General features: G+C 42.7%; 20 protein-coding genes. 9 read left to right on the top strand and 11 right to left on the bottom strand.

What is annotated here, in order from left to right; all coding sequences use genetic code 11:
• Window positions 1-143 precede the first annotated feature (143 nt).
• Window positions 144-1046, top strand: coding sequence for a 1-aminocyclopropane-1-carboxylate deaminase/D-cysteine desulfhydrase (locus tag N480_RS20600; protein WP_063374330.1), 903 nt, complete (start codon window positions 144-146; stop codon window positions 1044-1046).
• On the opposite strand, the gene N480_RS20595 is transcribed toward N480_RS20600, so the two are convergent.
• The 4 genes from N480_RS20595 to N480_RS20580 all read right to left on the bottom strand — a co-directional run bounded on the left by N480_RS20595 (window position 1038) and on the right by N480_RS20580 (window position 5839).
• Window positions 1038-2684 (bottom strand): EAL domain-containing protein, encoded by a 1647-nt coding sequence (locus N480_RS20595; protein ID WP_063374329.1) that lies wholly within the window; start codon window positions 2682-2684, stop codon window positions 1038-1040. The two genes, N480_RS20600 and N480_RS20595, sit on opposite strands and share 9 nt — an antisense overlap.
• A 266-nt stretch (window positions 2685-2950) precedes the next feature.
• The gene (gene ssb, locus N480_RS20590; protein ID WP_063374328.1) at window positions 2951-3634 is read right to left on the bottom strand and encodes a single-stranded DNA-binding protein; all 684 of its coding nucleotides are present in this window, start codon (window positions 3632-3634) and stop codon (window positions 2951-2953) included.
• A 102-nt stretch (window positions 3635-3736) separates the two neighbouring features.
• Window positions 3737-5101: an MFS transporter gene (locus N480_RS20585; protein ID WP_063374327.1), complete on the bottom strand. Its 1365-nt coding sequence runs from the start codon at window positions 5099-5101 to the stop codon at window positions 3737-3739.
• Between the two features lie 48 nt (window positions 5102-5149).
• A complete protein-coding gene (locus N480_RS20580) occupies window positions 5150-5839 on the bottom strand; it encodes a substrate-binding periplasmic protein (RefSeq protein WP_063374326.1) in 690 nt (229 codons plus the stop codon).
• 393 nt (window positions 5840-6232) lie between these two features.
• On the opposite strand from N480_RS20580, the gene uvrA reads away from it, so the two are divergent.
• On the top strand, window positions 6233-9052 hold the full coding sequence (gene uvrA / locus N480_RS20575) for an excinuclease ABC subunit UvrA (RefSeq protein WP_063374325.1): 2820 nt from the start codon (window positions 6233-6235) through the stop codon (window positions 9050-9052).
• A gap of 73 nt (window positions 9053-9125) precedes the next feature.
• A complete protein-coding gene (locus N480_RS20570; protein ID WP_063374324.1) occupies window positions 9126-10178 on the top strand; it encodes a hypothetical protein in 1053 nt (350 codons plus the stop codon).
• A 50-nt stretch (window positions 10179-10228) separates the two neighbouring features.
• On the opposite strand, the gene N480_RS20565 is transcribed toward N480_RS20570, so the two are convergent.
• Window positions 10229-10618 (bottom strand): acyl-CoA thioesterase, encoded by a 390-nt coding sequence (locus N480_RS20565; protein WP_063374323.1) that lies wholly within the window; start codon window positions 10616-10618, stop codon window positions 10229-10231.
• Window positions 10619-10647: 29 nt separating this feature from the next.
• Here N480_RS20565 and N480_RS20560 point away from each other — a divergent pair, with 29 nt between their 5' ends.
• Window positions 10648-11364: a 2OG-Fe(II) oxygenase gene (locus N480_RS20560; protein WP_063374322.1), complete on the top strand. Its 717-nt coding sequence runs from the start codon at window positions 10648-10650 to the stop codon at window positions 11362-11364.
• 16 nt (window positions 11365-11380) lie between these two features.
• Here N480_RS20560 and N480_RS20555 read toward each other — a convergent pair whose 3' ends face one another.
• The gene (locus N480_RS20555) at window positions 11381-11752 is read right to left on the bottom strand and encodes a YacL family protein (protein ID WP_063374321.1); all 372 of its coding nucleotides are present in this window, start codon (window positions 11750-11752) and stop codon (window positions 11381-11383) included.
• A 143-nt stretch (window positions 11753-11895) separates the two neighbouring features.
• Between N480_RS20555 and N480_RS20550 the strand changes: the two genes are divergently transcribed.
• On the top strand, window positions 11896-12801 hold the full coding sequence (locus N480_RS20550; RefSeq protein WP_063374320.1) for an AEC family transporter: 906 nt from the start codon (window positions 11896-11898) through the stop codon (window positions 12799-12801).
• 93 nt (window positions 12802-12894) lie between these two features.
• On the opposite strand, the gene N480_RS20545 is transcribed toward N480_RS20550, so the two are convergent.
• Window positions 12895-14136 carry a hypothetical protein gene (locus tag N480_RS20545; protein ID WP_063374319.1) on the bottom strand — a complete coding sequence of 414 codons (1242 nt, stop codon included), beginning with the start codon at window positions 14134-14136 and terminating at the stop codon, window positions 12895-12897.
• Between the two features lie 243 nt (window positions 14137-14379).
• Window positions 14380-14604: a hypothetical protein gene (locus N480_RS20540; protein WP_063374318.1), complete on the bottom strand. Its 225-nt coding sequence runs from the start codon at window positions 14602-14604 to the stop codon at window positions 14380-14382.
• A gap of 331 nt (window positions 14605-14935) precedes the next feature.
• Between N480_RS20540 and N480_RS20535 the strand changes: the two genes are divergently transcribed.
• Window positions 14936-16249, top strand: a complete 1314-nt coding sequence (locus N480_RS20535; protein ID WP_063374317.1) for a short-chain fatty acid transporter — start codon at window positions 14936-14938, stop codon at window positions 16247-16249.
• Here N480_RS20535 and N480_RS20530 read toward each other — a convergent pair.
• Window positions 16246-17259 (bottom strand): site-2 protease family protein, encoded by a 1014-nt coding sequence (locus N480_RS20530; protein WP_063374316.1) that lies wholly within the window; start codon window positions 17257-17259, stop codon window positions 16246-16248. The two genes, N480_RS20535 and N480_RS20530, sit on opposite strands and share 4 nt — an antisense overlap.
• Window positions 17260-17492: 233 nt before the next feature.
• On the opposite strand from N480_RS20530, the gene N480_RS20525 reads away from it, so the two are divergent.
• The gene (locus N480_RS20525; protein WP_063374315.1) at window positions 17493-18701 is read left to right on the top strand and encodes an EAL domain-containing protein; all 1209 of its coding nucleotides are present in this window, start codon (window positions 17493-17495) and stop codon (window positions 18699-18701) included.
• A 38-nt stretch (window positions 18702-18739) separates the two neighbouring features.
• Here the strand turns inward: N480_RS20525 and N480_RS20520 are convergent, their stop codons facing one another.
• Window positions 18740-19843 carry a CNNM domain-containing protein gene (locus N480_RS20520; RefSeq protein ID WP_063374314.1) on the bottom strand — a complete coding sequence of 368 codons (1104 nt, stop codon included), beginning with the start codon at window positions 19841-19843 and terminating at the stop codon, window positions 18740-18742.
• Window positions 19844-19969: 126 nt separating this feature from the next.
• Between N480_RS20520 and N480_RS20515 the strand changes: the two genes are divergently transcribed.
• Together N480_RS20515 and N480_RS20510 are read left to right on the top strand one after the other, a co-directional pair.
• Window positions 19970-22423: an alpha/beta hydrolase family protein gene (locus N480_RS20515; RefSeq protein ID WP_063374313.1), complete on the top strand. Its 2454-nt coding sequence runs from the start codon at window positions 19970-19972 to the stop codon at window positions 22421-22423.
• A gap of 213 nt (window positions 22424-22636) precedes the next feature.
• Window positions 22637-23341, top strand: a complete 705-nt coding sequence (locus N480_RS20510; protein ID WP_063374312.1) for a response regulator transcription factor — start codon at window positions 22637-22639, stop codon at window positions 23339-23341.
• Here N480_RS20510 and N480_RS20505 read toward each other — a convergent pair.
• Entirely contained in the window at window positions 23338-24849 is a 1512-nt protein-coding gene (locus N480_RS20505) for a YifB family Mg chelatase-like AAA ATPase (protein ID WP_063374311.1), read from the bottom strand. The genes N480_RS20510 and N480_RS20505 overlap by 4 nt on opposite strands.
• Between the last annotated feature and the right edge of the window lie 123 nt (window positions 24850-24972).

The following is a 24972-nucleotide window of genomic DNA, read 5'->3' as shown; positions in this document are numbered from 1 at the left end:
ATGTACTTACGAAGTAAAACACAAGCTTTGTACAATTAATATCTGAGTTTACAACTAATAGTCACATCCTTACCAGTGTTCTCTGCACATTTTCATGAAATAATAACCTCAAAGCGCCTATTTACAGAGAATTCTAAAATCTGATGTTCAATTCCAATCACCTAGAGTCTCCAGTTCAACGTATTCACCACCCTTTACTGACAGCTAAAAGGGTTGAATTATTGGTCAAAAGAGATGATCTTTTACACCCAACGGTACAAGGCAACAAATGGCGTAAACTGAAGCATAATTTGCTCGAGCTAAAAAGGCGTAAAAATGAAGCTTTACTCACATTTGGAGGCCCTTTTTCTAATCACCTTTATGCAACCGCCATGGCGAGTAAACTCTTCAAAATCCCCGCACATATTATCGTACGAGGACCACTACTTGATTTACAGAACCCAACACTGCGCCTCGCAAAAGCCTGCGGTGTACACTTGCATGCTGTCACAAGGTTAGAATACAGACAGAGATATGACAATAATTACCTTGAAGACTTAGAGAAGCAGTTTCCAAACACGTTTATTGTACCGGAAGGTGGCAGTAATCAATTTGCCCTACAAGGTTGTCAAGAGCTCGCGCAATCACTCCCTCAAAGCGACTATGTGTGCTGCGCCGTTGGCAGTGGGGGCACATTTGCAGGCCTCTTAAATGGGCTGCCCAGTACAACCCAACTGCTAGGGTTTAGTGTGTTAAAAGGCGCTGAATACTTACAGGCAGAAATATTAAAACTCAACCCTGAAGCTGCATCGTATGATAACTGGCAATTGCTGCATGACTTTCATGATGGCGGCTATGGTAAGTTCAGTGAGACACTGTGGCGCTTTTGTCAGATGATGGCACGTACATATCACCTCCCACTTGAACCAATCTATACAGGAAAGATGATGTTTGGCTTGTGGCAATTAATTGAACAAGACTACTTCCCAACTAACAGTAAGATAATTGCCATCCATACAGGGGGTTTGCAAGGCTTAGATGGCCTTCGTTATCGCAAGTTAATTTAGACTATTCTCTAATTCAAGCAGTGGTGCGCTAAAATAATATCCCTGTGCGCCATCTACACCTAAACGTTTTATACAGTTCAGTTCATCTTGAGTCTCAACCCCCACGGCATATACAGGGACATGCAACTGCTTAGCTTGATTCACTATTTGCTTCACAACCGCTCTGCGCTTGGCACTGGACTGAATATCATGGATCAATTCAAATGCCAGCTTAATCCCCACGATATTATGCACTTTTTGCAAAGATACAATATCCAAAGCTCCATTTACATGATCCAATACAATGCTTGCTCCTAGTGGTGAAAGCGCATCAAAAAACTGTTCAAAATAACTGCGATGCTGGTAGTAATCACAGATCATAAGTTCGAGTGTGACATCCTTTGCACGTCCCGACTCTTTGAGGATAGCGATGAGCCAGTTTAAGAACTCACTACTCGACCAATTAACCACATGCAAGTTTACACTGACAGTAAAACCTTTAGGTTCTTTACTAAGGACTTTAAGCGCCTGCTGTACAATCGCTTTGTCTAATTCAATTAAGTGTTCACTGCGGTGGATTTTGTGAATAAACTGCCCAGCAGTTATTAAGCCCAGTGTTTTGTGTCGTACCCGCAATAACGCCTCACTTTGAATCACATCTTGTGTTTTAAATTCAAATAAAGGCTGAAAAAACAACACAAATCGACCAGCTTTGATGTCATCGATCACATTAGACTCTGCGTCTAATAAACTCTCTGCCAATGTTCTATTTAAAGGCAACATGTGTATGTGTTGCCACACGTGATTTTGCGCCACACTTAAAGACGACCTTGCAATCTGATATACCTGTGTTTGGTCAGCCCCTTCGCTGTAAAAGCATGCTCCACATTTGACAGCACTTCTAGACAAGTCGCCTCGAAAAGCCAATAGCGCCTGATAAACCACTTCATGCAACCGTTTAATAGTTTGCTCCACTTCCTCTTTGTTTAAAGAAGATAAAGTAACCGCCAATGCACCCGAAGATAAGTATTTCGCAGAGCAATAACGATACTTATTGAAACACTTGGCGAGTGTCACGCTAAAATGGCTTTGAGGTTCGATGTGCTTTGGTAGCTCACAGCGCCATTTAAACATCGCAAACATGTTAACCTGCTGGCCAGTACTCACTGGTAAAATTAATTCCTGTGCACTTGGAGCTTTACCATGGCGCTTTGTATGTTGAATTTTGTCACACTCTCGCTCTCTTTGCTTAGAACGGGCCCCTCCACTGACGACTTTGGCCAACAACCCTAGCAACAACAGCGCGCCATTTAACCACACTCCACTGTAAACTCCCTTCAGCACTAGCGCATTCGGATATAAAGTGATTTGTTGTTCAGCAAGTTCAAGCTTATGCTGCTTAGACAGCCAAGATAAAGGAAAATGGTTTGATGATTCCAGACTAAACCCAAAGCGCTGCGCTTCTTTATGTACATCTAAGTTGTGAATAGGTTCTACATAGTTTGAGAGTTGAGCCGACAAGCGCTTAGATTCTTCTGTTACCCATGAATTAGTTAAGTGTATGACGCTCAAATTGCCTAGCAGCGCCATGACACACCAAACCAACAAGAGTAAATACCCTCGCTTGTGCGTATCATCTAAAAGCGCAAAATGAAGCATAGTAACGAACTATCATTGGTGATTCTGTCTAAAGTTTTGTTCAATCTATTGCAAAACTCAAGGAAGGGGGGAGAAGAAACAGCAAAACTGCTGATATAGCATGCAATATAATTTTAGATAAACTCACACCAAAAAGAATGAATGAAGAAGATAGGCAAAGTGAAAAGATTGCCAACACCCACAAACACCGAGATACCATAATAAAGAAAAGCCCAGCTATTGCTGGGCTTTTTAATTCTCTTCTTTTCTGTCCTAAACAAGCGCGTTTAGAACGGAATATCGTCATCAAAGTCGATTGGTGGCTCCATAGGGTTGGAAGCACTGCCACTACCTTGCTGTGGTGCGAAGCCACCTTGTGCTTGTCCACCCTGCGCTTGCCCACTTTGTGGCTGAGCCGCTTGTTGAGGCTGTCCACCAAAGTTATTACTTTGCTGTTGTGGCGCACTTTGCTGCGGAGCTTGTTGCTGTGGCGCAAAACCACCTTGCTGTGCTGCAGGCTGTTGACCATATTGCTGCTGATTATTTTGCTGTGGCGCATAACCACCTTGCTGCTGACCATAACCACCTTGGTTACCACCAGACTGATACTGTCCGCCTTGCTCATTGCGACCGCCAAGCATCTGCATTTGACCACCCATGTCTACCACAATTTCAGTGGTATACTTTTCCTGACCACTTTGGTCAGTCCATTTACGAGTCTGCAAACGGCCTTCAATATATACTTGAGAACCCTTACGTAAATACTCACCAGCAACTTCAGCTAACTTGCCAAATAACACTACTCTGTGCCATTCGGTGCGCTCTTGAAGCTGACCTGTATTCTTATCTTTCCAACTGTCTGTCGTTGCGATACTGATATTTGCCACACCGTTTCCGTTTGGCATATAACGTACTTCTGGGTCTTGGCCTAAATTACCAACCAAGATTACTTTGTTCACACCGCGTGCCATGGCACCCTCTCCTCACACAATTACAAACGTTACTAAGTTTTACTTATCTGCCTGAGTACATAATGTTCACTATATTGCGAACAAACATGTAATTTTAAAGCTTTAAGAAGATAAAACCTGTTTCGCTTGGTTTAAATCAAATTTACTTTCATCCACTTTTAGATAAGCGCGATTTTCTTCACTGACCACAGTCGCCTCTAGCACGCCTGGTAATGAGACCAGTTTATCAGCAAGTGCTTGTGCATGCTGAGATTTATTGAGTTCCGTTACAAAGCTCAGTGCTTTACTACGTGGAGGGACTTGCATGCGCCATGCAATAAACAGCCATATTACCCCAATTCCTGCCGCCGCAGCAAATACAGAATTCACTTCATAGTTTTGGGCTAGGTAACCACCTAACACACCACCTAAAAATGCACCCAAAAACTGTCCAGACGAAAATACTCCCATTGCAGACCCTTTTTGAGTCGCTGGTGATATTCGAGAAACCAACGCTGGCATAGTGGCCTCTAAAAAATTAAATGCAATAAAATAAACAGTCATTGCAGTAGCAATGCCTATCAAGGAATTGGATAGCCAAACCAGCATCAGTGCGCTGAGACTCAATGCGGCAATTGCAGCCAAGAAAACCTGTTTTTCTTTTTGCTTCTTTATCGCCACAATCATCATAGGCGCCATCAAAACAAATGCCAGTATTAAAACGGGAATGTATATCTGCCAATGATCAGGCGCAGCCAACCCTTCTTCAATGAGTCTTGCAGGTAATACCACAAATAATGTAGTTAGGGTCAAATGCAACATTAACACGCCTACATCCAACCGCAATAACTGAGGGTGCTTGATTAAATTTTTAATGTCGGCCATGGACGCAACCGTGTCACCTTTTGGGGCTTTGTGCACTGCATTTGGGACTACAAACATGACAATGACAATACCCACTAACGCGAGCAAAGCAGTCAGCCAGAAAACTCCTGAAATACCAAAAGCTGCCGCAACCATGGGACCTAAAAGCATAGCCACCGCAAAACTTAAACCTATACACATGCCAATGACAGCCATCACTTTAGGCCGCTGTTCATCGCGACTTAAATCGGAGGCAAGAGCTAACAATGCACTGGCAATCGCCCCCATGCCCTGTAGGGCACGTCCGAATGTTACCCAATAAATGGATTCCGCCATCGCAGCAATGACAGAGCCAAGTGCAAACACAATGAGCCCTGTAATAATAATAGGTTTACGTCCAAACTTATCTGATAACCACCCCATAGGGATTTGCAACAAAGCTTGCGTCAATCCATATGCGCCAATTGCTAGCCCTATCCACAGGGGCGAAACATCTTCTAAAGAAGTTCCATACACAGCCAATACCGGCATTAACATGAAAAGGCCAAGCATTCTAAATGCAAATACGCCTGCCAATGAAAATGCAGCGCGTTTTTCAATTTGGTTCAAAGATTGATTAGACATAAAGCATGTAAGTCAAACAGAAAAAATCGCGGGTAGTTTAACAAAAACTCACTGTAACTGATATTTTTTTAATATCGCTCTGAATCGACCTGATTTTTTTAAACTAGAGTAGGCTTTATTCAGACGCTCAAGGCGGGACAAAGAGGTCCGTTTTTTACTAAAAGCAAAGTACACAGGGGACTCGTTGATGATCAAAGGCGCCACTTTTATTGTCATGAAGTCTGGATGATTATCAGACTGAAATAAAATATTGAATTTCTCTTCTAAGAAACCTGCGATGCGGCCATGTTTGAGTAAACTTAATTTAGTTTGGTTGTCCGGTACAAAAATAAATTGCGTTTCATTTTTTTGTAATCGCTTGAATCGTTCTGTGAACTTAGTACCGTAAAAGGCCCCTTGTTGAATAGCGACAGGTACCGGTAAGGAAAACAGATCATCCATAGTCGTCACATCAAACTGTCGCTGGGCATTCATAGCAAACACAATCGTTTCCATTCGCTGAGGGCCAATGAAGAAAGCGTAGTCTTCTCTGTCCAACGTCTTGGTGACGCTCAATACCAAGTCGATATCGCCCGTTTCGAGCATTTTTAATGAGCGCCCCCACGGAATACTAACAAACTTATACTGACACCCAGCTTCATCCAACAGTGCTTTGGCAAAGTCGACATCCATACCGTGCCAGCCTTTCTCTTCGTCTAGTCTTGACTGTGCGGCATAATTTTCGAACCGCACAACCATGTCGCAACCCCAAACAGGTGAAATAAAGAGAATACTTAAAAGCAAAAAGCGCACATATACAGCTCGACTGCCAATCGTTATGTTAAGTCTAGTTGCAAACCGCAAGAAAGCTCAATTTTGTCGTACTTGCTGTAGCGCAGAATATATTAGATGAGGGATAAAGTGAGCCAGCATCAAGTGACGCGCGTAACAAGGGTAGAATAAAGAAGACTTTAATGTATACTGTATGAGTATACAGCTACCCATAGCTAAGTTTGTTACATCAATTAATTTATAAATTATGTATCATTCATACATTAATCAGGGCGTGTCGGCTCGTTGAACCTAACTTGCCCGATATATAAAGCACCCGAGCAATTGTTGTAAGCACACAAGATTCATAAAAAGGCCACTATGGATAAAATAGAAGTAAGAGGCGCGCGCACGCACAACCTCAAAGACATCTCTCTGACTATTCCAAGAGACAAGCTGATTGTGATCACCGGACTTTCTGGCTCGGGCAAATCCTCACTCGCTTTTGATACCTTATATGCAGAAGGTCAAAGACGATATGTAGAGTCTCTATCAGCATATGCCAGACAGTTCTTATCATTAATGGAAAAGCCTGATGTTGATCATATAGAAGGTCTGTCACCTGCTATCTCTATTGAGCAAAAGTCTACGTCCCATAACCCGCGCTCTACAGTCGGCACTATCACTGAGATTTACGACTATTTACGACTGCTATTTGCACGTGTAGGTGAGCCACGCTGTCCTACTCATGACTTACCGCTCAAGGCGCAAACAATTAGCCAAATGGTAGACACGGCACTTGCTCTGCCCGAAGGTAGCAAGTTAATGCTGCTCGCCCCAGTCGTCAAAAACCGAAAAGGTGAACACGTAAAACTACTTGAGCAGTTAGCTAGCCAAGGTTTCATTAGAGCCAGAATCGATGGTGAAGTATGTGATCTGTCTGATCCGCCAGCCCTAGAATTACATAAAAAGCACACCATTGAAGTCGTCGTTGACCGTTTTAAAGTTAAAGAAGGCTTACAGCAACGTCTGGCAGAATCTTTTGAAACGGCTTTGGAGCTAGCCGACGGTATCGCGCAAATTGCCAGTATGGATGACCCTGACGCTGAAGAATTGGTATTTTCTGCGAACTTTGCCTGCCCAACGTGCGGCTATGCGATGACCGAGCTCGAGCCTCGCATGTTCTCTTTCAATAACCCGGCAGGTGCCTGTCAAAGCTGTGATGGATTGGGTGTACGCCAGTACTTCGACCCTAATCGTGTGGTGCAAAACCCTGAATTAAGCTTAGCTGGTGGCGCAATTAAAGGATGGGATAAACGTAGCTTCTACTATTTTCAAATGCTCAGCTCAGTCGCCGAACACTATAGCTTTGATTTAGAGGTGCCTTTTGCCGAATTACCCAAGTCTGCGCAAAAGGTTGTTTTAGAAGGTTCTGGGAAAACCAAAATTGCATTCAACTATCGCAACGATCGTGGCGATCTCATCACACGTAATCACGAGTTTGAAGGCGTATTAAATAATATGAATCGACGCTACCACGAGACAGAGTCTACGTCGGTGCGCGAAGAGTTAGCGAAATACCAAACAAGCCAAGCTTGTCCAAGCTGCCATGGCTCAAGATTAAGAGAAGAAGCAAGACACGTTTTTATTGGCGCTACGAATTTACCAGCTGTTACAACCATGAGCATTGGTGAAGCCAGTCAGTTTTTCCATGACCTGACTTTAACAGGGCAAAAAGCACAAATTGCTGAAAAAGTACTTAAAGAGATTCGCGACCGCTTATCATTTTTGATAAACGTTGGTCTCAATTACCTCTCTTTAGAGCGCAGTGCCGATACGCTCTCAGGTGGCGAAGCTCAAAGGATAAGACTCGCGAGCCAAATTGGCGCGGGCCTAGTGGGAGTTATGTATGTTTTGGACGAACCCTCAATTGGCTTGCACCAAAGAGACAATGACCGACTATTAAGTACACTCACACACCTGCGCGACTTAGGTAATACAGTTATTGTGGTTGAACATGATGAAGATGCCATTCGTGCTGCCGATCACATCATTGATATTGGTCCGGGTGCAGGTGTACATGGCGGCAGTGTTGTTGCCGAAGGTACTCGAGAAGACATCATTGCCAACCCAGACTCTCTCACCGGCCAATACTTATGTGGTACCAAAGAGATAGTTGTACCACCTGAGCGCCATCAGCCAACAGATAAATGGCTAGAGTTATTTGGTGCGACTGGCAACAACCTCAAAAATGTTGACCTTAAGATCCCCTTTGGTTTAATGACCTGTATCACGGGCGTTTCAGGCTCAGGTAAATCTACACTGATCAATGATACTTTGTATAAATTGGCCCATAGAGCACTAAACGGTGCTACAGTTTCAGAGCCTGCGCCACACAAAGACATTCAAGGATTAGATCACTTTGATAAGGTAATAGATATAGATCAAAGCCCTATTGGTAGAACACCGCGCTCAAACCCTGCGACATACACAGGTATCTTCACTGCCATTCGAGAGCTGTTTGCCGGTACGCAAGAAGCACGCTCTCGCGGCTATAAAGTGGGCCGATTCAGTTTCAATGTGAAAGGTGGGCGCTGTGAAGCTTGTCAGGGAGACGGTGTATTAAAGGTAGAAATGCACTTTTTGCCTGATGTCTATGTTCCTTGTGATGTCTGTCATGGCAAGCGTTATAACCGAGAAACACTTGAAGTACTTTATAAAGGCAAAAATATTCATGAAGTGCTCGAGATGACCGTAGAGGATGCAAGAGAGTTTTTCGACAAAATCCCCGCGATTAAGCGTAAACTACAAACCTTAATGGACGTAGGCCTCTCTTATATTCGTTTAGGTCAAGCGGCTACGACACTGTCAGGTGGTGAAGCACAACGCGTTAAACTCGCAAGAGAACTCTCAAAACGTGATACCGGTAAAACCCTGTATATTTTAGATGAGCCCACTACTGGCTTACATTTCCATGATATACAGCAATTACTAGTTGTTTTGCATCGTTTGCGTGACCATGGTAATACCGTTGTGGTCATTGAGCATAACTTGGATGTCATTAAAACAGCTGACTGGATAGTTGATTTGGGACCTGAAGGTGGATCTGGAGGCGGCCAAATTTTGGTTGCGGGTACTCCTGAAGAAGTTGCACAACACACTGAGTCTCACACTGGCCGATACCTCAAGCCTATGTTATAAGTAGTATCGCGTGACAGTAGGCTAATTTGTGTACTGTCACGTTCTATTAAAAACATCAGGGACTACAACTATAATGATTCAGCCTGCCTTGGTCGCCTTTAAAGATACTTTCGACACACTCAGCGCGCCATTTAAACGTTTTTGGCACACACTGAATACACCTCAACGACTCTATTTTTCAGCCTTATTTCTCAGCATTGGAGCGCTCTTGTTTGCTAGTCAAGACAATGAATCTTGGTTTCATTTAGTCGCGTTTATTGCACTAAGTGCCATGCTTTTAGAGTTTTGGCCAAAATTCTTGGTTTTTTGGGACAGTCTCCCAGGCAAAGCCGTGATTTTGCTCTTTTATGCTTTTATTGCCAACTATGCGCTTGTACAAGCGGCTGGTATGATAAACGATATAACTGGCGTGAGTTCCGATCCGCTTCCCTATAGCCACAACCTCAGTGTATTACTGTCTCTGCCAACTTGGTTCTTCATTACCACCATTGTATTACTGGTGCTATTGCAACTTGCGCAACCGCTATACCTACTGGTGCTCATATTACTTCGTCCATTTGGCTTGCATAGAATATGGCAACCTGTTGACTATAGATATCCGGTTACTACCGGTATTTTGCGCCTTGTATTCAGCATGCTAATTTTATTTCAAGTGGCGATGCTAATTTCTCATACCGGTTTATCAGGAGGCGTTAACCAGTTTATTAAAGGCTGGTTTGAATTAATCGTCAGCCCATCACATTTTAAGGTTTACCTAGAAGGTGAAAAAATTAAACCCGATGGCACACAACTTAGCCAAGAAGAACAAGCGCAATTAACACAAAAGCTCGCTGAACGTGAGCAAGACCTTAATGAACTGAAAGCTGAAATCGCCTTAGTCGATGAAAATACAGCACAGTATGAAGCGCAACTTAAGAGAGTGTTAAGACATTTTATTTATGAGTATGAAGCAGATTCTCGCTCTCGGTGTGAACATGCACCCGGTACACGTATCATAGAGCTGAATGATTATGAAATTTTACAGATCACTAAGTTAGATGACGAGAATAGCGAATCGAGCTATCAATACGATGTTATACCTTGTATTTCAGCTGCTGTAGGACACCAATTTAAATCGACACTTTAGATCAATGAGTTTGAGTACGTCAGCTTAGACAAGGACGTACTCACGTTCCACTAAAGTAAGTGTACAGCCAATGCGTCCCGCTCATATTCGCTTAAGCTTTGAGATGACTTACTTGCGAAATCATAGCGGACCATCACAGTGCGCCCCTCAGCACAGCATTCTCCGTGTTGCCAAGCTTGTTGTAATATTACAAATGAGCTCTTCCCAATTTTTTCGATTGCGGTTTTGATTTCCACTTGTTGACCATAAAAAAGCTCACCTTTAAAGGTTACTTCAACCTTGGCAACAATCAATTTCCAGTTATGTGGATTTAAATCAGGTGTAAAAATTTTGAAAATAGGTGCTCTGGCAGCTTCAAACCATACCGGTAGTACGGTATTGTTTATATGGCCAAGTACATCTGTTTCGCTAAAGCGTGGCATGATTTTTTCTGCAAGCATAATAACTCTAACAACCTTTGAGGAATGAAATGACTGATTTTATCCGCGTATACGACAATGCACTGAGTGCAGAGTTTTGCAACCAATTTATGCAAACCTTTGATAAAAGTCCACATTTAGCTCAAGGTCAAACATCAGGCGGAGTAGATTTATCTAAAAAAGTCAGTCAAGATTTGTATCTAAACAATCACCCTGAATATCAGAAGCAATTGCGTGAAATAGAACAAGCAACTTCTAAACACCTGTTTCAGTACATTGAAGAACACTTTTTTATGATGTTAGGGGCTTTTGGTTTAAACGTCTACCATCCTCAAACCGGTAAACCTGTCAACCTTACCGTCGAAAACTTTGAAGAAGTGGGCAAACCTCAGCTTCATGTGCTGACGCAGCAATTATTTAGGTTGGGCCCTATTCAAGCGCAAAAATATCCTGTTAATAAAGGAGGCTACCCGTATTGGCACAGTGAAGTTTACCCGCAATTACACCACAATGAAGCACTACATCGCGTTTTACTATTTATGTTTTACCTTAATGATGTAGAAGAAGGCGGCGAAACAGAGTTTTATTATCAAAACCGTAAACTTGCCCCAAAACAGGGCAGTATGGTTATCGCGCCAAGTTACTTCACTCATACGCACAGGGGTAATATGCCATTGTCAAATGACAAGTACATTCTTACTTCTTGGGTGCTATTTCAAAGAGCCGAGCAACTTTACGGAGCACCGCCTCAACATGCAACGGCATAACAACGCCCATTCATAATTACCTGCGGCTCTGAACAAACTTAATCCAATCATGCATCAGAGCCTGAAAGTCCTCGAAGCCACACCCAGCAATTAGACCATCTTCATCCAATTCCAAAAAGTCGTCTTCGTAGCGAGATAAATCCACTTCGTTTTGAAATAAAGTATGCGCTTCGAACAACGCTTCATCTTTTGACAGTGTCAAGCGTACCTCTTTACCTTCAATTTTAAGCTCTTCAGTACCCTGCTTAACCGTGTCCATTTTTTCTATAAAACTCGAGACCTCATTAAGTGGCAACTCTTCATTTAGCCACCGCCCTACCAAAGCATGCTCTTCGGACATACGAACTTTAAACCCTGAGATAGGATCTCGAATAAACTGATATTCCATACAACTTACATAACGCCAATAGCAAAATTTAATTATACCGCAAAGGCCACTTCATGGTGCAATGCAAAATTCAGAGACTAACAATCGTGAAAATCACTAACTGTTCAGTATAATGGTATCCTAGCTCAGCAAAATGTAACTCTATGACTCCCATCGAAATTCTATTTCCATTAATTTTTTTGGTACTAACCGGCTACCTGAGCGGCAAAACAGGGTTTATTGCAACAACCCAACTAGAAGGGCTACGCAGATTCATTTTTTATATTGCGATTCCGGTATTTCTTTTTCTCAACATGTACCAAGCAGACTTGGGTAAAGTCGCTTCACCGCATTTGCTACTCGCCTTCTATATACCCGTACTGACGTGTTACTTACTGATGTTACTAACTAAGTGGGTGAACAATAAAAAAGCGAGGGCGGAAGCGGCTATGTGGGGGCTTGGCGGTACATATTCAAACACTGTATTGGTGGGTTTACCTGTGATCATTGCGGCATTGGGGAGCGAAGCGGGCGCTTTAGTATTTATGATTATTACTTTTCATAGCGCCCTGCTGTTTGCACTTAGCTTTTTGTTTTCAAGTAATCGAAGTGGTACGTTGACTGAGACTCTAAAACCACTCTTTATCAACCCAATCGTTTTAAGTATCACGACAGGGTTACTGTTTAACGCGCTTAATATACCACTCCCGAAACTGCTTTACTCTGGACTGGAGTGGTTAGCTAAACCCGCGATCGCTGGCGCACTATTTGTGCTAGGTGTCAGTTTAGTACAGTACTCAATCAAACGCGCTTGGAAGAGCGCGCTCATTTTAAGCGTCACTAAACTTTTGATACTGCCAGCCATGGTTTTTGGATTTGCTATTTGGCTGCAACTGTCAGATATGCATACAGCCGTGTTGACATTGATGGCGGCTTCCCCACTGGGAGTAAATGCTTACCTTGTTGCCAGACAGCAACAATGTGCTCAAGCGACACTCGCTGCGGGTGTCGTTTTGTCTACAGTATTAAGCCCATTCAGTATAAGTGCATGGCTCTATGTTCTAATATAAAGTTACACAATGAACAAACCAGCCCAAGTCATATAGCTGAGGCGCAAGTAGGCTTAAAAAGAAACTCGCTTTTTAAGCCTACGCCTGAGATGATTATTCGAGAACTAGCTCAAAGTCGCCTTCAACGGCTTCATTCAGACCTGCATCATTTTTCAATACAAAATTAAACGTACCTTTCATATTAGAAATACTATTTTTAGCATCAAGATCAAGAGAACCGCTTTGAGAAGAAGCGTTTAGTTCAGGGTAGCTGCCCGAGATTATGGTTGCCTTGTTGTTTTCATCAAAGAAGGAATTTAAAGAAACAAAGAATCCATTAGGTGCTTCATTAAACGCAAAATGCAGCTCAAAGTCATTGCCCTCTTGCTGTGTTACGAGGCGAATAGCGGTTGCTTCTTCTTTGGCAACCTCCTGATTATCAGCCGAGTGAGCAGTCACTTTTGATGTGGCTACCACACCACATACCTCTTTGGTTTGCAGATCAGCAAAGTTTTTAAACTGCATGTTTAATGAACCAAAACTAGCAATAGCTTCATTGCTTTTCTTTTCAAATGTACTCACTCCCACAATCGTCTCATCACACTTTTGTACTATTGAGAAACTATTCTCTTTTTGAAAATATTGGGTCAATGGAGTACCTGAGCTGCACTTTATAGATAATACACTGGCGTTTAACTCCATTGAATTTAGGTCTGGAAATCCACAGTAGTTGGTTCCCACAACCTGCTTATTTTGATCCGCACTTTCGACTATAAATGAACGGATCAGTGTGCTGTCCACTAAATTGTAACTGCTGTCTACTTGGTCAATTCTTGAGTTTTGTTTGTGCGTTTCTGTCCATGTACTTCCCGTAGTCAGGACAGAAGTATCAATTTCTGAAACTTCTTCACCTAGCTCATGAGTTGGGGTAGTCGGTGGATTTAAATTTTTAATGTTGAGGGATAAATGCTGGTCATGAAAACCAAATGTTTTTGTTGAATTTGCCTCATCCAACTTAACACTCACTTGCATAGTGCTGTGCATGTCAACGTTTGGCGCTTTAAATGAGATAGTATCAGAACCTTGCCCAGTAAACGTAACATCTTGATTTAAGTACTTGACCGTCCAATTAAACTTTAACCCACTTGCACCTTCACCTTTAGTATTTAAAGACAGGCGAACCGTTTCACCTTCATTGAAAGTTAAAATAGCAGGTAGTGCTTCATAGGTAATATTTTGAACACGTGGTGCACTAGGCGCATCATCAGAACCACATGCGCTAAGAGACAGCGCAATTACAGCGCTCAAAGCCAATTTTTTTGTCAACATGGCATGCTTTTCAATTTTAAACTGCATTGAATTTTCCTGAATAAAAAGCGCGTATTTTAAGCCAACGTACCTAGACTAACAACGCTCATGCATTATTTTTTCAGTTAAAAAAGCAGGACATATGTGCATAGACTGCCCACATTAGATTTTAAATTGCCAGATGAAAGGAGCAATGCCTTAGAAAACACCACTTACAAAATTTAGAATTGAAAAATCAATTGGTTGAAGGCCTTTCTCCAAGGCCTATTCAATTAGAACACGGCTTTTTTGTTAATCTCGTGATGAGTATTTTGCTGCATCAATAATTGCCCAAAGATGGGCAACAGCCGCAATTACTGGAGGAATAATTAAAAACCACAGTGCATATCCACCTACTGTAATAATGGCGAATATAATAGCTGCTAACAAGCGACCTTGTACAAGCTGTCCTAAACCGGGAAAAAATACACTACAGATCGCTGCAATTACATTACCACCAGAACCTTGTCCTGCCATAGATACCTCTCTTAGTTGTATTTCTACTACTACCACATTCCAATGTGTGTAGCATGGTAGCTAAACCTACCGAATCAATATAGCTAATACTGTAATCACAATATATGCCAATATTTTAAATTATTAAAAATCATACACTTATAAAATATCGATACAATAAGTTAATTGAAATTTTGGCGTAAAACACTAACTTTTAGTGCTTTTCTTAGTTATATTACACACATTGACTACAACTGCTTGATAATTGTGTGACAATCTTGAGTATGTCGCAAACTTTGTAGCTAATGCAGTGTAAGTTAGGTAGCCTAAAGAACAATAACAGGATTTTAGCATGTTAAACAAAATTACACGGCCACTCAGTCGACTCGTTGAACAATATTTGCCAGACCCCTTTGTATTTGTCACTTTACTGACGCTGTTTGTCATGACAATGGCCGTTATTTTTACGCCTGCAACACCTATCGAAACCGTGCAATTTTGGGGGCAAGGACTTTGGAATTTACTCACTTTTGCCATGCAAATGTTACTCGTTTTGATAGCCGGCTTTATGTTAGCGAACACTAGGGTTTGTGCAAAGTTATTGAATGGCCTAGCGACCTTTGCTAAAACGCCATCACAGGCCATCATTTTAGTTACTTTGGTGTCTATGTTCGCTAGCTGGCTGAACTGGGGGTTTGGTTTAGTGGTTGGCGCATTATTTGCCAAAGCACTCGCAAACAAGATTGCTGTTGATTATCGAGTACTGATCGCCAGCGCCTACTCTGGATTTATCGTTTGGCATGGGGGCCTTGCAGGCTCTGTGCCTCTCACAATCGCTTCATCTGGACACTTTGCAGAATCTCAAATTGGTATCTTATCCACTAGCGATACCATATTTTCTTATTTTAATTTAGTCTTATTGTTCGCAATGCTCATCATACTCCCTTTGCTAAATCGTGCGATGCTTCCACCTGAGAACGAACAAGTATTGGTCGACAAAGAAAGCTTAAAAGAGCCACCTACAGCCACTCGCAACCGCACTCTCACTCCTGCCGAAAAACTCGAAGAGCACCCAGTATTGGGGATTTTGATTGGCTTACTTGGCTGTGGCTACCTAATACATTATTTTGTGATACAAGGAGGCGGCCTGAATTTAAACATCGTCATCGCGGCTTTCTTATTCCTCGCAATATTACTCCATGGTTCAGCGACCAATATTTTGCACAGTTTACAACAGGCCATTAAAGGTGGCGCAGGTATCGTTATTCAGTTTCCATTTTATGCTGGCATCATGGCCATTATGGTGAACACCGGGCTAGCTGAACAAATATCTGCGGGGTTTGTGTCAATCAGTAACGCGCAATCGCTACCATTTTGGAGCTTTTTAAGCGCTGGCCTAGTTAATATTTTTGTGCCATCTGGCGGCGGGCAATGGGCTGTTCAGGCTCCTATCGTGATCCCTGCCGCTCAAGCTCTAGAAGCAGATATCGCGCGGGTTACCATGGCGGTAGCATGGGGGGATGCTTGGACAAACTTAATCCAACCATTTTGGGCTTTACCTGTGCTTGCTATTGCTGGGCTTAAAGCACGAGATATTATGGGGTTTTGCCTGCTCCAACTGGTTGTCACAGGCACTATTATCGCCGCTGTTTTAAGCTTTGTTTAGCTAGACAGCACTTTCACTGGTAGGCTCAGGATAACATTATCTGAGTCTGCAAAGTGCCACATCACAGCAATATGCCCCACTGCCACTATTACATATAAAGCAGCAGACACAACCTGACCATAGCGGTCCAACGGGATCAGATGGGTTTGATGTCGCGAACGCCACTCAAGTAAGATTTCAATACTGCCAATAAAGATGAAAAAGGCCAAAAGCATAAGCCCAAATTCGTAACTTACCCATAGGCCCAGGGCAAGCCCCCCCAAGCAGGCTAATAATCCCACCCATGAGCGCATAGAGAAACTGATACTCTTCAACACATGTCCACCATCAAGTGGTAAAATTGGCAAGAGATTAAATAAATTTAAAAGCGCACTGAGTACGGCAACACCAGCAAAAATCTCCGAGCCAGTTGCGTAATAGAGTACAACCCCAAGAACCGATGTAAACAAGCCAAAGGCAGGCCCCATCAAGGAAATAATGACATCTTGCCATCGAGTTGTCATTTTCTCTTCGCTCATCGCTAATCCACCAACAAAGGGGATCAAGTAAAAACCTTTGGTTTTAAGCCCAAAGTATTTCATTGCTCTAACATGGCCATATTCATGTACTACCAAACACGCCACAAGCATTAACGCAAACTGCCATGAGAACAGCCAAGCGTAGCCAGCAACCGACGCCCCTATCAAAGCAGCTTTAATTACTTTTGCACTTTTAAATAGCTTAAAACCCAGTGCCGCTAAACCGAGCCAATTTCCTTTTCGCTCTTGTCCTGCTGTGGGCACTTCTACCCAACGCCAAGGGGATTGATCTAAAGACACGGCCAGTAAACTTTCGTTTAATTGCTCCGTATTTAAGTGCAGCTTTCGCTGGCCTAGGTCAACTTCTAACTGGTGCTCACTCAGTTCATCAATCGGCATTGACTGCTGCTCTTTGTAAACTTGTACCACGCTACAATGATTAATCATTACCGATATCGCCATACCATCAATTGGCAATTCAATTCTTATCATCACACTCACTACTTCGTGAAATTTTTGCCATTATCCTAAATTAAAGGTTTCGATTGAAGAGACAATGAGTGAATTATTACCAACTTGTACTACGCTTAGATTGTCTTATCAGCTAGAGGTCTTAAGACCACTTTGACACATAAGCGTGATGTTAAAGTGGCATATCGACAATTACGCTGGTCAGCAACTAAATTTCTCTTTTACTGTGCAATTAGCCCTAGGGACAGGAAACTATGAAAGATCGTAGCCGACGTATACTGGTCGTAGATGATTCACAAGCAATTTTAATCGTCATGCAGGCGATTTTATCTGAACTGGATATAGAGCATGTCACAGTTGCCAATAGCGCGGTAAAGGCACTGGAAAAAATACGTCAATCTCCCCACCAATTTGATGCGATTTTTACCGACCTCAATATGCCAGAAATGGACGGTATGGAATTTATTCGCCACTTAGGCGAGCTTCACTACCCTGGCGGGATTGTCATTATTTCCGAAATGGAAAATCGAATTATAGATTTAGCTGCTAACTTGGCAAGACAGCATAACACGCACTTGATTGGCAATATTGCAAAACCGGTACAGCTCATTGATGTAGAGAGAACTTTAAAAAAACTAGACAGTTTTGTCGGCGTCGAAGAGACCTACGAGCAGCCCATTACCGAAGACCGCTTACTTGAAGCGATCAGCCACCATGAAATCACCCCTTTTTATCAACCTAAGGTGCATAGAGGCACAAAGCAAATAAAGAGCATTGAAGTGCTTGCACGGATAGTCTCAAAAGATGAAGGGCAGGTGATGCTGCCAAAACGCTTTATTGGCATTGCGGAAGACTTAGATCTTGTTAACCTACTGACCTTTCAGTTATTTGAAAAAGCGGCCAATGAATTTCAGCGAATTAGAAATGAGCTAAATTATCCGTTTAAGCTGGCCTTTAATCTATCTCCTATTCAACTTAATGATACTAGCTGCCCAGATAAATTAGCGTTAATTTTAGAGCTCAATCGCCTAAAGCCCCAAGAAGTCATCGTCGAAATAACCGAGAATCAACCTATCATTTCTAACGTTCAACTAGAGACCATTAATCGCTTACGATTACGGGGATTTGATCTTGCACTTGATGATTTTGGTACGGGGTTCACTAATTTACAGCAACTTAAAACATTGCCATTCACTGAGATTAAAATTGACCGTTCTTTAATTACCTACATTGAGTCAGACCGCTTTTCTCAAGTGTTGGTCGATAGCTTAATAGATATTGCCCAAAATGAGCAGTTGGATATCGTTGCCGAAGGGATAGAACGTATTGAGGAGCTCCAGTATTTAGAGCGCTACAAGTTTAGTCTCTTAATGCAGGGCTATTTAATTAGCAGGCCAAAAGCGTTGAATGAGTTCATTCGTTGGATCCACTCTTGGCAAAGAATGATCAACTCTAATCCATAAATTGGGCCCTGCTTGGGCCCAATTTATGCCTAACACCATTAGTTTTTGTCGTTTGCCTTGCCTTCAACGGTCTCTTCATCGTCTGCTTCGTTTTCGGTGACGATTAAATGGCTGTGGTTATCGACACGTTGCTGCCATTTTTGCTTAGCAGCAGCCTGCATGTCACTGGTTTGTTCACGTTCATCAACGATGTCCATGCCCATTAACGACTCTAGTAAGTCTTCCAGTGTAACAATCCCTTGAATATCGCCATATTCATCAATCACCAATGCAATATGAATGCGTTTTTCCAGCAAGGTTTGAAACAGTGTCGGTGCTGCCAAAGTTTCGGGTACCGTATACAAAGGCTTCATCAACTTGCTAATTTTGTAGTCTTCGCCCAAACGGTGATAAGCCAGCATGATGTCGTTTTTATGCACAAAACCAACAATATCATCACTATTTTGGTCAAAAACCAATACACGAGAAAATGACACAGAACCATGTTCTGCCAAATAGTCATGTACTGACATATCTTTATGTACTTTAAATAGCACGGTACGAGGTGTCATTAAGTTCTCTAGTTTAGCATGCCTAAATTGCAGCAAACTGCGAATAGTGGCTGACTCTTCCTCTTTTAAGGCACCCGCTTGCGAACCCATTTCTGCCATTGCTTCGATTTCTTGGCGAATATAAATCGACTCATCACCCTTTTTGCCGATTAATTTTGTCAGCTGATCAGACATCCATACAAATGGTTTTAGCAATCTGACTAACCAAACTAAGGCAAAACTGACACTTGGTGTTAAGCCACGCCAATACGTCGCCCCCAGAGTCTTAGGAATAATCTCAGACAACACTAGTACCAATAATGTCATCACAGCAGAAGCTAGTCCAACAGCCGCATCACCAAATACCACTGCGGCTTGGGCACCGACACCCGCAGCGCCAGCAGTATGCGCTACCGTATTCAATGTCAAAATTGCCGCAAGCGGTTTATCGATATTGTCTTTTAATTTTTGTACGCGCGACGCCAAAGTGGGGTTTTGCTGCTTCATCATCCCAACATGACTGGGGGTAATACTGAGCAGTACAGCCTCCATCACAGAACATATAAAAGAAATCGCAATAGCTAATAACATGTAGCTAATTAACAAAAACAAGATCTACTCCTCACGTGATAACCGTTTACTTATATCTTAGCTGTACAGCACTTAATCGCACAGCACCTATTAATTTTGATTAATATGTTATATTAACGCATATTTTACCTACAATAGGCGCATACTATGAAATTAAAATCAGCGGTAACTTTACTATTTTCCGCAATAGCTACGCAACTCAGCGCAGCGCCGATCGACCCAGACAACATCCTGTTTATAGGCCCAATTGGTCAAAATATCCAAACTAAGCCTCACCATACGGGCCACCAATCGGCCATCGTGGGTAACCTAGTCAATAAGCTCAGCAAAGATACTAAGTCGTTAGACGTTTTTGGACAGCGTGTTGATTGGCAACCGCTAAAAGACGTCAACGCGCTAACCATAGGTGGTTTACAGGCACTAAAACTCAACTTTTCTACTGCGCGTTTTGTTCAAGGTACACTGAAGTTAACCGGTATAGAAAAGGGCCATGTTTTTCTCAATGGCCAACTTATTAATGGTAAAACAGAGTATACGCTCAATGCGGTCACAGGTGACCACCAACTACTTATCATTGCCGAGCAAGTGAGTGATTGGAAAAAAGTAGCAGTAGAGTTTAATGGTAAAGAAGCACACGACATACTGACTTTCAGTGACAAAGAAACAAAAGCACTGTCTGCCAAACAACTCTTTGATGCACCAACAATCAGTGCGATTTCGGTTTCTCCTGACGCCAATTATTATGTTGCCACACAACAGCATTACCAAGACAACCAAGGTAACAAAGCGCTCAGAGATACGACAATTCATAATGAAGATGGCGATGTAATTTACCGCTTAAATGGCGTGAATGCAGGTGCGGTTAGCTGGCGTGCAGATTCAAAAGAGCTGGTATTCGTTCAAAATAAGCAACTCAAAGCCCTCAACATCAAAAACTTAAAAGAAACAGTCATCGCAGAAGGCCTAGCTGGTGCTAGTAGCTTCCAGTATTTCAGCGACGATAGTCTGATTTTTACTTGGACTAAACGCGCTCCAGAAGGTGATAAGATTGTCAAACACCTCAAAGGTCTAGAAGATCGCTGGTCGTATGCGCGCAATAAAAGCCAAGTGTACTTAATTGACATCAGTACGGGGCTTATTCAAGCTATAACAGAAGATGCGCTAAGCCACAGTCTAGAAGACTTTGATAGCAAGACAGGTCGTATCCTCACCACCCGCCACCCTCAAAACTACAGCGCTCCACATCACGGTGTGACTGAACTTGTCGAATTTGATATTAAGAACAACAGCCATAAAGTCATTGGCCAATATGGTACTTTTGGTGATGCAAGGTATGGTAATGATGGAATTTATATCTCAGCCGGTGCTGGATTTAACAATGGTGCAGGTAGGGTTATTGCAAAAGATGTGTTGGTAAACAATTACGATACACAGCTTTACTGGATGAACAATGACGGAGCCGAAGTTAAACCCTTAAGTAAAAAGTTCGACCCATCAATCGATTCATTCAGCGTACTTAATAATGGTGACTTGGTGCTTAAAGTCACAGATGAAGATCGTAAAAAACTTTACTTTTATGATGAAAGTAAAAGTAAGTTTAAGTCTCTCAATACCAAGCTTGATGTAGTCGATAAATTCAGTGTCGCCGACAAACGCAGCCCTGTCGTTTTTGCAACTGGTACAACGGCTTCTGCTCCACAAAAGCTCATCCAATTGAGTGTAAAAAATAATCGCGCTAAAACGCTCTGGGACTCACAGCCAATCGCATACAAAAATGCTGAAATAGCGAAGTTAGAAGAGTTCAATTTTACTAACTCCGCAGGTACTGAGATTAAGGGGCGTGTTTACATTCCACATGGCCTGGATAAATCTAAGCAACACCCGGCACTTATTTACTATTATGGCGGAACTTCACCCGTATCACGCGGCTTTACTGGACGTTACCCGTTTAACTTTTGGGCGACGAATGGCTATGTGGTTTACGTTTTACAGCCATCTGGTGCAACTGGGTTTGGTCAAGAGTTTTCAGCCAAACACGTAAACGATTGGGGTAACCGTGCCGCTGAAGATATCATCGAAGGCACCAAAGCATTTTTAGATTCTTACCAGTTTGTTGATAAAAACCGGTTAGGTAACTTGGGTGCGTCATACGGTGGATTTATGACGATGACGCTCGCTACTAAAACCGACATGTTCAGTGCATCAATCTCTCATGCTGGGATCTCAAACCTCACTTCATACTGGGGTCATGGCTGGTGGGGGTACCTATACTCATCCGAAGCATCTAAGAACAGCTACCCTTGGAATAACATGAAGCTTTACAGTGAACAAAGCCCAGTGTTTAATGCCGACAAAGTGAAAACACCACTTTTACTGATCCATGGAGATGCTGATACCAATGTGCCAGTTGGTGAAAGTCATATCATGTACACTGCATTGAAGTTATTGAACCAAGACGTTGAAATGATCGAATACAAAGGTGCGGATCACCAAATTTTTGCCCGTGATCGACGTTTCCAGTGGTGGAATACAATGCTCGCTTACTTTGACAAACACCTCAAACAAGAGCCACAGTGGTGGCAACATATGTACGGCAAATAAAAGTTTGTAGCAGCACTAAAGTGCTGCTATTTTTTTATGTACAAATAATAAATAGCTAAAACTATTTCATTATTTTTAATAAGTGGTCATTAAGCACACAATTTACTGGCAATTTTCATTAGAGTTTTTATATAAAAATAGATAACTTATGGTTCTCAGCCGAGAATTCTCGGTGCTAAGATATAGATTAATTATTGAGAAAGTTTCGAAACCATGAGCATAAACGTATTATTAGTCGAGGACGACGAGTTATTGGCTAAACGAGTCGAAAGCCATTTTGCGCAAACGGAGTTTCAAATCACTGTAGATAATACCGGTGCTCGTACGCTTGAACAGGTACAGGAGCAAGCACAGACCGGTAATCCATTTATGATGGCCATCATAGACATTGTGTTGCCTGCAACTGATGGCTTGCAGCTTGCCAAAGAGCTCAATACATTAACCGACTTAGGTGTAATAATGCTTTCGAGTCGTGATTCACAAGCAGATAGAATCGCAGGATTGGCTCAAGGTGCAGATGACTACGTTTGTAAGCCTGTTGACTTACTAGAATTAGAATTACGCATGCGTGCTCTATATAAACGACTTGCAGGCTCTAAAGGTGAAGATGAATCGGAAGAGTTTATTGAATACGCCGACTTTAAATTACACCCAGATAATCGAACGTTGATCAACCCCAATGGTGATGAAGCCCGTTTAACAGAAGCCGAGCACAAAGTGCTTATCTGTTTAATTGCCAATGCCGGCAAGGCCACTTCTCGCGCCAAGATATCAGAGGATATTGGTCAACCCGACTGGAGTCCGAGTGATCGAACTGTTGACGTACTCATAGGCAGACTGCGTAAAAAGCTCGGTGATGAAAAAGACCAAAAACGTATAGTTACAGTACGTGGTAAAGGCTATATGCTTTCAACCTAACGGATCAGCTGAGCGAGCAGGCGTTCAAATGCCCGATAGCTCAGCGCCTCTTTCAAATGTGCTAATGTGATCTCTTCTTGTCCTGCTAAGTCCGCGATTGTTCTCGATACCTTAATTACGCGATGGTATGAACGCGGAGATAAATGCAGTTTTTCAGTCGCTTTAGCTAGATATGCCAATACGCCACCCGACAATTGACAGTATTGATCAATTTCCCTACTAGAAAGCGACGCATTGACTTTGCCCTGTCTATGCAATGCAACAGCGCGAGCTTGTTCAACCCGCAGACGTATCGTTTCACTTCCTTCCTCGGCGCGCGTTGATTGTAGCTCCACCGTGCTGAGCCGAGGTAACTCAATCTGCAAATCGATACGATCAATGAAAGGGCCCGATACCTTACTCAAGTACTTGAGCACTTGCTCTGGCGTGGCACGCTTATCAGTATGGCAGCCCGTAGGGCTCGGATTCAATGCGGCAATTAGCTGAAAATTTGCGGGAAAGTCTACTTGCTGTGCAGCACGTGAAATACTGACCATACCGGTCTCCATAGGTTCACGTAAAGAATCTAACACCTTGCGCTCATACTCTGGTAACTCATCTAAAAATAGTACGCCATTGTGTGCAAGCGAAATCTCGCCGGGCTTGGGGGTCGACGAGCCCCCCACAAGAGCAACTGCTGAACAGGTATGATGCGGTGCCCTAAATGGCCTTTGTCGCCAGCTCATTGGATTTATTTCTTTACCTATAATTGAGTACACTGACGCAGTTTCAAGCGCTTGCTGTAGTTCCATTGCAGGCATAATTGTTGGCATCCGCTGTGCCAGCATCGATTTTCCGGTCCCGGGAGGGCCTAAAAATAGTACATTGTGCCCACCAGCCGCCGCAACTTCGAGCACGCGCTTGGCCGCTCCTTGCCCCTTTACTTCATTCATATTAATGCCAAAATCAACCATTTTCTCAGGTTCACACGGACTTTGTTCGTCCCAAGCAAGTGTATGCTGGCCACTTAAATCAGCCCACACGTCCCTTAAGCTCAACACACTTTTACGTAAACTCTGTGATACCAGCCTTGCCATGCTCTCATTGGGTTTTGGGATAAAGCATTGGTGCTCTGCATGGGTGGCCGATATAAGCGCAGGCACTAAAGCCGTAATTTCTCTGATCTCGCCGTTTAATGCTAATTCACCATAGAACTCGAAAGACTGAATGTTCGGATTTTGAATTTGACCAGATGCCACTAAGATCCCAATGGCAATGGCCAAGTCATAGCGCCCACCTTGTTTAGGTAAATCCGCAGGCGCTAAATTCACCGTGATACGTTGTTCTGGAAAAGTAAAATGACTATTAGTGAGTGCGCAGCGAACCCGTTCCTTTGACTCTTTTACCGATGTCTCAGGCAAGCCTACGATATTAAAAGCAGGTAACCCGTTACTGAGGTGCACCTCGACTGTAACCAATGGTGCATCAATACCAACCTGAGCGCGAGTATATGTTTTAGCTAGCGACATTCCTTGTCTCATCTTATGCAAAATTAAGAGCTTTAGGTCAAAAAAAGTAAGCACTTTCTGCTATATCAAATGTGCAAAGCTTTTGCTCATCTCACGGTCACAACCCCTACCGCCTCGGCCGTT

The sequence above is a fragment of the Pseudoalteromonas luteoviolacea S2607 genome (genome assembly GCF_001625575.1).
Classification (GTDB): domain Bacteria; phylum Pseudomonadota; class Gammaproteobacteria; order Enterobacterales; family Alteromonadaceae; genus Pseudoalteromonas; species Pseudoalteromonas luteoviolacea_E.
This window is presented reverse-complemented; position numbering and strand designations above follow the sequence as displayed.